The sequence below is a fragment of the Xanthomonas populi genome, assembly GCF_002940065.1.
Classification (GTDB): Bacteria; Pseudomonadota; Gammaproteobacteria; order Xanthomonadales; family Xanthomonadaceae; genus Xanthomonas; species Xanthomonas populi.
Genome location: NZ_MDEJ01000236.1, coordinates 1 through 3,175 on the forward strand (window position 1 = coordinate 1; position 3,175 = coordinate 3,175).

The following is a 3,175-nucleotide window of genomic DNA, read 5'->3' on the forward strand; positions in this document are numbered from 1 at the left end:
ATCATGTCTGTCGTTCTCCGCTGGCAGGGCGTCAAGTCAATGATGGCAGATTGCTGGGGTTTTTAGAGGCTCCTTTGATTGTGTTTTGCTCCCAAAACCAGCCTCCGCCAAGTCGACCTTCAGTCGGAGTATTGCCGCCACTCTGCCCGCAATAGTCGGATGTGTAGCCATGCTTGTTAGCCAATGCGGCGCAAGTCGCAAATGCCTCGCTGTATGTTGCGCAGTGCCCCTCATAAACGTAGTGAGTGTTAGATTCGGGGAATAATGAGTAAACCTCTTGGGTGCAGGCGGCAGAGGCATTTGTAGAAAATACGGAAATGGCGATCAAAAAAGTCGCGACAACCACTGAGCGTAAGTGATGAGTTGAGATGGACTTCTTCATTCTAAAAAAGTGTGCGATGACCCCTTCTGGATTTTTCATAGTTCCATCATTGTAGTGATATATTGCTATTTGTCTAATGTGGTGCTGTCAGTTTTGCTTAGCTTTGATGTTATTTAATGCGGGGGTATTGGTTTTAATTTGATTATATTTATATTTTTGCTGCATGATTCTGCGTCAGGATTCTAAGGTGGAGGATTCAATTTCCTATCGCTGCCGTTCGAAACTGCATATTTAATCTTCGTGCTTCCACTGCTAGTAGCTCTGGCTGATCGCAGTTGCTCACGACATCATCTGCAATGGCCAAGCGCTGTTCACGCGAGGCCTGCGCGGCAATCATCCGATCAGCAAGTGCTGGTGTGCTGCCGTCGCGCTGCATCAAGCGAGCGTGTTGCAGCGCAACCGGTACATCGACGACAAGGGTGCGGTCGAGCCAAGGGTAAGTCGCCCGTCCGCCAGCTTCGGCGAGGAGTGGGATCGCCACGATGGCGTACGGGCCTTCGGCGGTCACTGCCGCACGTTGTAGCTCGGCGCGGATAGCAGGATGCGTGATTGCTTCGAGAGCTCGCCGCTGCGCCGGATCGCCGAAGACAATCTGGCGGAGCGCTTGGCGGTCCAGTGTTCCATCCGATAACAGGATCTCGCTGCCGAACTGCTCGGTGATGGCATCGAGGATAGGGCCAGGCGCCACCACCTGCCGAGCAACAACATCGGCATCGATCACCGGCACCCCCAACTTCTCGAACTCGGCAGCCAGGGCGCTCTTGCCGGATGCGATACCGCCAGTGAGGCCGACGATGAAGTCGCTCATCGTCGTGCCCCGGTCAACGCAGGCCTGCGAAGTGCAGGTAGCCGTCCACCAGATCGTTGCCCCAGAAGAACACCACCCAGCCGGCGATGGCCAGGTAGGGGCCGAACGGGATGGGGGTGGCACGGTCGCGGCCTTTGGCGACCAGCCAGATCGAGCCGAGGATGGCGCCGACCAGCGAGGAGATCAGGATGATCGGCAGGATGCCTTTCAGCCCGCACCAGGCGCCAAGTGCAGCCAGCAACTTGAAGTCGCCGTGGCCCATGCCTTCCTTACCGGTGAGCTGTTTGAACAGCCACCACACCGTCCATAGCGAGACATAGCCAACCGCCGCGCCCAGCAGGGCGGGCTTGGCCGGCATGTAGAGGTTGTCCATCGAGCCGACCAGGCCCAGCCACATCAGCGGCAAGGTCAGCTGGTCCGGCAGCAGCTTGTGGCGCAGGTCGATGCCCGACATCGCCACTAGAAAGCAATTCAGCACGATCGCGCCAAAGCCCTGCCAGCCAAAGCCGAAACGCCAGACGCTGGCCACGCACAGAATCGAGGTCAGCAACTCCACCAGCGGATACTGGAGGGAGATCGGCTTGCCGCTGTAGCGCGACTTGCCGCGCAGCATCAGCCAGCTGAAGAGCGGGATGTTCTCCCACCAGTTGAGCTTGTCGCCGGTGACCGGGTCATGCGAGGGCTCAACCACGATCCCCGGCGGCGGCGGCTCGTAGATGTCTGGCAGCTCCAGGATCTCGCGCGCATCGCGCCGCCACTGCCACTCCATGCGCTTGGGCAAGCGCAGGATCACCACGTTCAGGAAGCTGCCGATCAGCAGTCCCAGTCCGGCCGCGGCGGGAAAGCCGAGACCGAGATGCTGGTCGAGAAATGCCATTCTTAATTACACCACAGAAGCAAGTTTGAAGATTGGTAGATACATGCCAATGACCATCCCGCCAACAACCGTGCCTATGAACACCATGATCAGTGGCTCAAGCAAACTGCTAAGAGCATCCACAGCATTATTGACTTCCTGTTCGAAATATTCAGCCACTTTAAACAGCATCGAATCAAGTGCACCTGCTTCTTCGCCGATGGCTGTCATCTGAACAACCATGTGCGGAAACAGATTGACCTGCTTCATTGATACATTGACAGGGTAGCCAACTGACACATCATCGCGCATCCGAAGCACCGCTTCTTCATATACCTTGTTGCCAGTTGCGCCTGCCACAATGCTAAGTGCTTCTACAAGTGGAACACCTGCTTTGAAGGTTACTGCAGTTGTACGTGCAAACCGTGCAATCGAGCTATTATGCATGATTTGGCCGATAACTGGGACCTTAAGAATTAACCTATCCATGCGGTGCTGCATTGCAGGTGAGCGGTTGTAAGCAAAAGTAAAGCCAAAAATCGCTCCAAGCGTCCCGAGCAGCATAAGCCACCAGTAAGAAACCATGAATCTCGACGCGTTTACGAGTAGCTGGGTGAAGGCGGGTAAGTCGGCGCCAAAGCCTTTGAACACTTCTTCGAATTGCGGGACAACAAAAATTAGAAGTATTGCGCTGACAAGTATTGCTACCGCAATTACCATTGCCGGATAGAAAAGCGCTTTTTTTATCTTCCCCTTAAGTGCTTCTATATTTTCTTTGTAGCTGGATACGGTATCGAGAACGGTTTCAAGAACGCCAGCGCCCTCGCCAGCACGAACGAGGTTTCTGTAAATTTCGTCAAACTGAACAGGATGCTTGCTTATGGCTTCATACAGCGATGAGCCGCCCTCAATATCCGTCCGAACCTGGCCGACCATCTTTCTCATGCGGGGATTTTTATGACCCTCACCAATGATTTCCAGCGAACCCACAATAGGTACACCAGATTTCATCATAGTAGCCATCTGACGGCTAAAGAACGCAATTTCTTTAGTAGGGCACCTCGAACAACCAAGTCGTAGCCGTGGTGACACGCACTGGATGATGACCATACCTTCAAAAAATCAGCGA

Annotated in this window: 3 protein-coding genes and 1 pseudogene; all 4 read right to left on the reverse strand. The window is 54.4% G+C overall.

The window, feature by feature from the left end:
- Window positions 1–31 precede the first annotated feature (31 nt).
- Complete coding sequence (locus tag XpopCFBP1817_RS20255; RefSeq protein WP_128418442.1) at window positions 32–421, reverse strand: hypothetical protein; 390 nt, start codon at window positions 419–421, stop codon at window positions 32–34.
- Window positions 422–578: 157 nt separating this feature from the next.
- A complete protein-coding gene (gene coaE, locus XpopCFBP1817_RS20260; protein WP_128418443.1) occupies window positions 579–1,190 on the reverse strand; it encodes a dephospho-CoA kinase in 612 nt (203 codons plus the stop codon).
- A gap of 13 nt (window positions 1,191–1,203) precedes the next feature.
- Window positions 1,204–2,067 carry a prepilin peptidase gene (locus XpopCFBP1817_RS20265; RefSeq protein ID WP_128418444.1) on the reverse strand — a complete coding sequence of 288 codons (864 nt, stop codon included), beginning with the start codon at window positions 2,065–2,067 and terminating at the stop codon, window positions 1,204–1,206.
- Between the two features lie 6 nt (window positions 2,068–2,073).
- Window positions 2,074–3,096: pseudogene (locus XpopCFBP1817_RS20270) on the reverse strand (type II secretion system F family protein); the annotation flags it as partial.
- Window positions 3,097–3,175: the final 79 nt, after the last annotated feature.

Excerpts from the sequence above, each read along its gene's own strand:
- XpopCFBP1817_RS20255 (WP_128418442.1), bottom strand. The coding sequence starts at position 421 with ATGAAAAATCCAGAAGGGGTCATCGCACACTTTTTTAGAATGAAGAAG.
- coaE (WP_128418443.1), bottom strand. The coding sequence starts at position 1,190 with ATGAGCGACTTCATCGTCGGCCTCACTGGCGGTATCGCATCCGGCAAG.
- XpopCFBP1817_RS20265 (WP_128418444.1), bottom strand. The coding sequence starts at position 2,067 with ATGGCATTTCTCGACCAGCATCTCGGTCTCGGCTTTCCCGCCGCGGCC.